The organism is Magnetococcales bacterium (assembly GCA_015232395.1).
GTDB lineage: Bacteria > Pseudomonadota > Magnetococcia > Magnetococcales > JADFZT01 > JADFZT01.
The window spans coordinates 1-6,664 of sequence record JADFZT010000132.1 but is presented as its reverse complement, the minus strand read 5'-3'; the positions used below and the strand labels follow the sequence as shown (position 1 = coordinate 6,664).

The following is a 6,664-nucleotide window of genomic DNA, read 5'->3' as shown; positions in this document are numbered from 1 at the left end:
GGATCGGATCGCCTTGAAATTTTTTATAGTAATGCCAACGATCATAACCGGATACACGCTTTGTCAGAGAGGATTGAAGCCAAGGATGACGTTTAATAATCAGGTCATTTTGCATTGGCTATAGGTATTGGGAATACGCTGGATGGCTTGAAGGGGTCAAGCTATCACTGGATGGTGTTAATAAAAAGAGGAGAAGTGGGAAGCCCTGATAGGAGACGGATCTTCCGTTGCAGGTCGATTCCAGCCTCATCCCACAAAGCGGGAGACGCGGGGGGTGAAATCGTTCCAGACGATGGGCTTGGTGATAAAGTCGTTGGCACCCAGTTGAAAGGCTTTTTCCCGGGTGGCGGTGGATTCGTCGGCGGTGACGAGCAGCACCGGGAGTTCCCGGCATTTGGGGCTGGAGCGGATGGTTTCCAGTACCTGGAAGCCGCTCATCCGGGGCAGGCCGATATCGCAGATCACCAGATGGATCGTCTGCTCTTCCAGAAGCTTTAACGCAGCCTTCCCACAATCCGCCTCCAGCACCGATACCCCATCCCGGCGCAAATGTTTGAGTAGGAGCAAACGGAAATCGGGGTCGTCGTCCACCACGAGGGCCTGGGGAATGATTTCGGGCATTCGGGCATAAAAGGTGCTGCCCTTGCCCTCCTTGGACTCCACGTTTAAATTTCCACCGTGGGCTTTGACCAACTCCAGGCTGAAGGGTAGGCCGAATCCCGTTCCCGATTCTCCCTCGGTCCCCGTGGTCGAGGTTTTTTCCTCCAGCTGAAAAATTTGCGCCAGGCGTTTTTTGCGGATACCCACCCCGGTATCCCGCACAGCCAGGGTGGCGGGCTCTCCCTCGGGGCGAAAGAGGGTGATGCGATCCCCCTTGCGGCAAAATTTGACGGCATTGGAAATCAGATTGTGGACCACCTCTCTAAAGAGGCCGGGATCCACGTGGAGACGAAATGATTCAGGGAGTTCGTTGTCCAGGTCGATCTGTTTTTTATCTGCCAGAGGCCGAAAATGATCCAAAACCTTGTCCGCCAGAAATCGGGCATTGACGAAGCGGGTCTGGGGTTGGATCTTACCGGTTTGCAGGCGGCTGATGTTGAGGATTTCATCCACCATCTCCAGCATTTTGGCGCTGGACTCCCGGACCCATTTGACATACCCCCGTTGCTTTTTGCTTAAAGGATGTTTGCGGTCTTTATCCAGGAGTTCCAAAAAACCCAGGATGGTGGTAAAAGGCCCCCTCAGATCGTGGGCCACCAGGGAGACGAAGCGATCCTTCAGACGGGTGGCTTGCTCGGCTTGTTCTTTGGCCTGACGCATTTTGGCATCCACCTGTTTGCGTCGGGTGATATCCCGGACGATCCCCGCCGCATACCAGGCACCCTGGATGTGGATAGCCGAGAGAGAGACCTCAGCCGGAAAAATTTCTCCATTTTGGCGCAGGGCGTTCAGCTCATTGACCTGCCCCACCAGAGGGCCTTCCCCGGAATCTCGAAAGTGGTGCATCCCTTTGGTGAAGGCCTTGCGATCTTCGGGGGGGACCAGATGTTCGGCGAATGGGGCGCTCAGAATTTGGTCGTTGGTGTAGCCGAAAATACGCTGGGCGGCTGGATTCCAGAAGATCACATGGCCCCGGGGATCCAACATGATGATGGCGTCGTTGGCGGAGGTAGTGATGAAGTCGAGTTGCTCCCGGGCCTCGGAGAGTTGGGCTGTGCGTTCGAGGACTCTTTTTTCCAGCTGTTTTTTGGCTTCTTGAAGGGCAGCGTTGGCCTGCTCCAGGGCCTGATCGGTACGGACTTTTTCCAGGGTGTGGTGGATGGAGCGGCTGAGGGTCTCTATCGAAAGATCGGTCTTGCGCAGATAGTCATGGGCTCCGGCCCGAAGTGCGGCAACGATTGCTTCATCCCCCTCCATGCCGGTAAAAAGAATAAAGCCGCCACGACAGCCTGCCTCTTTCAGCTGGCGAATCAGGTCGGTACCGGTTTCCCCTTCCAGGCGGTAATCTACAAAGGCGATGTCCGGCATCTGGGCGCGGATGCGTCGCAGGGCCCCAGTTCCGGTGGCGCAGGTGACCGGATGGATTTTCCACCGGGTCATTTTTTTCAGCAATCCCGCCAGAAGCGTCCGTTCCACGGGATTGTCATCAACGATGAGAACCTGAAGGGGTTTGTTCATGAACGCTTTGTAACCGGAAGGTGGAGGAAACAGTCTATTTTAATTACTTTTTCGGCATTTTGGAAATCAACTGTTGTGAGTTCCCGGGGTTCGTGCGTAATCTGGCCCGCATTTCTGGTATTTTGATGTGGTGACAGCAATGCCATACTTTCAGCAGATGGGCCTGCTTCCCGAGTCGTCCATATTGGCAGGATTCCTTCGCTGAAACAAACCGTAACCGCTCCGTTTGGGAATCATGGCGATAAAAGAGGGGGTAAGACGATAATAAAATGATGGCGATACCTCTCTTTACGGCCTCCAAACTGAACCCCTTTGAACCATATGGGTCAGATAAGTCATGAGTTCTCAGGTAGATACATTCCTAACTCTCGGCGTTTTGTTCCTCCTGGGGTTTATGGCCGATATTGTCGGTCGCAAAATCAATTTGCCCCGGGTGACGCTGCTTCTGGTGGTGGGGATGATTCTTGGGCCGGGTGGGGTGCATCTGATTTCCGAGGTGCATCTGCCCTGGTTGAACATTTTGGCCGATATGGCCCTGCTCCTGGTCGGGTTTTTGTTGGGGGAGCATTTTACCCTTTCTTCTTTACGCCACCAGGGGCGTCTGGTGGTGACCCTGGCTGCCATGTTGGTAGTGGCAACGGTAGGAATCGTCGTAGGGGGCATGTTGATGGTGGGGATCTCCCTGGAGCTGGCGCTGCTTTTTGCCGGTATCGCCACTGCGACCGATCCAGCTGCGACCACCGATGTGATCCGTGAAACCGGTGCTCGGGGTCCATTTACCCAGACTTTGCTCGGTATCGTTGCCATCGATGATGCCATGGGTTTGGTGGCTTTTTCCCTGCTGTTGGCAGCCGCACAGACCATCAGCGGTGGTGGGAGCGCCTGGGAGCCGTTGCTTCACGGGCTTTGGGAAGTGGGCGGTGGGTGCTTGATCGGGCTTTTTTGGGGCTTGGCCATGAGCCGCTGGTTGGACCGGGGGCAGACGGGTGAAAACACCCTGGTGGGGGCGCTCTCCATGATATTTCTGGCGGGTGGCATGGCCATCTGGCTGGAGACCTCCTTTTTGCTGGCGGCCATGGTCCAAGGGGCGGTATTGGTCAATCTCGGGGTGTGGCGGGAGCGTCCGTTTCGCATCGTCGAGCGGGTGATCTGGCCTTTCCTGATTCTCTTTTTTGTGTTTGCCGGCTCCTCCCTCCAGCCGGAACTGCTGCCTGCTTTGGGGGGAGTGGGGCTGGCTTATATATTGTTGCGGATTGTTGGGCGGATCATGGGCGGTGCGTTGGGGGCCAGCTGTTGTGATGCCCCTCCTGACATGCGCCGCTGGATGGGGTTGGCCCTCCTGCCCCAGGCGGGAGTAGCCTTGGGAATGGCTATGATCGCTTCCCAGAGGCTTCCGGAGCTGGGGAAAATATTATTGCCGGTCGTGATCGCCTCCACGGTGCTTTTTGAAGTGATCGGACCCATCATTACCCGGCAGGCCCTGATTCGAGTAGGTGAGGCTCGCATCAAAGAGTGAATGGTCGGGTTATCCCCATTCTCTGGGCCTGTTTGAGGGGATAATCGTGATCCGAACTCGGGTTGGTGTGTTTCATGACTCGATGGATGAATCATTCCTCCTTGCGTTTCCCAACCCAACCGCCGATCCGTCCATCCCTTTTTAGGACACGGAGCTTGCATTGACTGCTATCGCACCCGTACAAATACGGATTTTGTTAGTCGACGATGACCCAACCGGTCGTGATGTGGCCTCCCAAAGATTGCGCTCCAGGGGGTATCGTGTGCACGTCTCTGAGGAAGGACGGAGCGCTTTGGCGTTGCTTGGCCGGGAGCCTTTCGACGTGGTGTTTACCGATATTCGAATGCCGGGAATGGACGGGCTCACTCTGGCCCGGGAACTCCGTGGTTTAGAGGATCGACAGCTGGCCCTGATACCCTTGGTCGCCCTGACCGCTGACCCCAGCTCGGAAAACAGCGAAGAGTGCCTGGCTGCAGGGTTTGATGCCGTGATGCATAAGCCTTTGCGGTTGGATGATATTCAGGAGCTTTTGGTCGGTTTACTGGGAGTAGAGCGGATGCCGGGGAGGGAAGCGGATAGGGAGAGCAATCACACCCGTGAGGAATCCATCCCGCTGTTGGATGAGCAGGTGCTGGAACAGATCTGCCAGGCCCTTCCCTGGGAGCGGGTGTGTCAGTTTCCGGATCTTTTCACCCAAACCGAAAAACGTGCTGCCCGGGAGTTGGCGGTGGCGCAACAATCCGGGGATTATGCCGCCTTGGCCAAGGGGGCGCATCTGTTGCTGGGGGCTGCCAGAAATCTCGGTATGGTTGCCTTGATGCGCCTTGCTTCAGAAGTGGAAATTTTGGCTGCCGAGGGAGCTTCCGACAAGCTTGATGAGCGGGTGGCCCGGATTCCCGCCCTGGGGCAACACTCTCTGGAAGCCATGAAGGGCTGGTTGGAGCGGTGGCAGCGCTCTAATATTTCCGGATAGGGGGTTGACCTGGAAACGATCCGTGAGCCCTTTGGCGGGGAGGGATGTTGGGCTGTAGCTGATAAAAATATCGGGCTTTGACTGACGCAGGGGGGCGTTGTGCTCTTTGTCGGTACTTGAGATCTGAATCAGGAGCAGAGGAGTAGGCGGAAAGTATGCTGGTTATTCAGCTGCTTCCGGCTGTCCAGCGAATTGATAGCCCACGCCGTGGACCGTTACCAACATTTTGGCATCCCCTGGATTGGTGTCCAGCTTGCGACGCAGTCGGTTGATCATGACATCAATGGTGCGATCCGTCGGCATCCATTCCCGGCTGCTGACGGCATTGAGGAGTTGATCCCGGGTCATCACCCGGCCCGGGCGGGAAACCATGGCTGTCAGGAGTAAAAATTCACCATTGGTGAGTCTGACCAGTTCCCCTTCCGGTGAGGTGAGGCGGCGCTGATCCACATCCAGGTGCCACCCTTTGAACTGATAGCGCTTTTTGAGTTTTTGATCCTTGGAGCGGGCGGCCAGGGTTCGGCGTAGGAGGTTTTTGACCCGGACCAGGAGTTCCCTTTCGTTGAAGGGCTTGGTGACATAATCGTCCGCACCCAACTCCAGACCGACGATTCGGTCTACATCTTCAGCCCGGGCCGTGACCAGGATGATGGCGATGTCTGATTTGGTTCGGAGCCGTCGGGTCAGGGAGAGGCCGTCTTCTCCTGGCAGGTTGATATCCAGAAGGACCAGATCCACATCCCCTCGATGCAGGATTTTCCACAGGCCATGGCCATTTTCGGCTTCGCTGACCTGAAAGCCCGCCTTCTGAAAGTAGCCAACCAGCATGCTGCGGGTGACGGCTTCGTCCTCGACAACCAGAATGTGTTGTTTAGGTTTCATAGATTACCAAAGAGAGTGACCGCTAAGTTTCCTGAAATGTTACATCTGATTAACCAAAATTTGCAACTTATTAACAAAAAAGTCGCAGGAATTTATTGTAGGCCTGATAAAACGTTTGGTCAGCGGGTCAAATTTTTTTAAACCACGATTAATCTCGTGTATTTTTAGGCGGTTGGGGTGGAGATGGATACAATTTGCACAAAATGTGGCATTGAAATCAAGGTTTGGCATAATTTGGAAGGCCATGAATGCATCCATTGCCATAATCAAGCGCATTTGGCCCTTCCCTGGGAAGTCAGCTTTTTGATCGGCTCGGTGTTGATCAACATGGTGTTGATTTTTTTGGTCATGCAGGATTTCTGGTAGATCAAATTCAGAGCCTGGGTGTGGTGGGAATGGGTTTTGCCGATCGTTGCTGCCAGCAGGCCGGTTTGACCGGGTGTTGGGAGCTTCGATCTCCGGAGTGATACCAATTCCGGTTCAACAGGTGAGTCGAACAAAAAAACGTTTAGCCACACAGAGGACACGGAGAACATAGAGAAAACCAAAATCAAGCCAAAACGCGTGCCCGGTAGTGTTCGGAATATTCAGCTGTTTTTCATGCTTTTCCTCTGTGGCCTCTGTGTTCTCTGTGGCAGATTTTCGGTTTTGAATGAAGATCAAACAATGGCCTTAAGCTGATCGTTTGAACAAGAATTCGTATGAGAGGGCTGGTGAGAGCTTCGCACTGGCCTTGAAGAGTCCCTCGTTTTTTCATGCATGTTCATTTGACTGAAGTAGTAGATTTTTTCAGCATATTCCCTATGGTTGGTGATGGGCATAAGCCATCAGTGCCTGGGATCCATTCTCGGAAAGTTCAGAAAAACACCCATCCAGGATAGGGTCTGCCCCTCTGCCATCAGAAAGGGAGTCACGGCCTTTCCCCCCCAACGCGCATCAGAGGCATTTGTCATCACCCCACCCCCCTCCCTGGAAGGGATGGGTTTCTCATATAGCAATTCAAATCAAAAATTGGACATATGCCGCTGTACTTTTTCTGTCACCCTTTAGCCGACCTTGTCTATGGGAAAAGGGCACCCATTGCCGCGAATTTCTATTTTCGCAGATTTTTTTCT

The 6,664-nt window shown here is 54.3% G+C and carries 4 protein-coding genes; 2 read left to right on the top strand and 2 right to left on the bottom strand.

Annotated elements, in window-relative coordinates; translation table 11 throughout:
* Nucleotides 1-246: 246 nt before the first annotated feature.
* The gene (locus tag HQL52_19580) at nucleotides 247-2,178 is read right to left on the bottom strand and encodes a response regulator (protein MBF0371644.1); all 1,932 of its coding nucleotides are present in this window, start codon (nucleotides 2,176-2,178) and stop codon (nucleotides 247-249) included.
* A 337-nt stretch (nucleotides 2,179-2,515) separates the two neighbouring features.
* On the opposite strand from HQL52_19580, the gene HQL52_19575 reads away from it, so the two are divergent.
* Together HQL52_19575 and HQL52_19570 are read left to right on the top strand one after the other, a co-directional pair.
* Nucleotides 2,516-3,694, top strand: a complete 1,179-nt coding sequence (locus HQL52_19575) for a cation:proton antiporter (GenBank protein MBF0371643.1) — start codon at nucleotides 2,516-2,518, stop codon at nucleotides 3,692-3,694.
* A 160-nt stretch (nucleotides 3,695-3,854) separates the two neighbouring features.
* A complete protein-coding gene (locus tag HQL52_19570; protein MBF0371642.1) occupies nucleotides 3,855-4,667 on the top strand; it encodes a response regulator in 813 nt (270 codons plus the stop codon).
* A gap of 162 nt (nucleotides 4,668-4,829) precedes the next feature.
* Here HQL52_19570 and torR read toward each other — a convergent pair whose 3' ends face one another.
* Complete coding sequence (torR, locus tag HQL52_19565; GenBank protein ID MBF0371641.1) at nucleotides 4,830-5,549, bottom strand: two-component system response regulator TorR; 720 nt, start codon at nucleotides 5,547-5,549, stop codon at nucleotides 4,830-4,832.
* Nucleotides 5,550-6,664 lie beyond the last annotated feature (1,115 nt).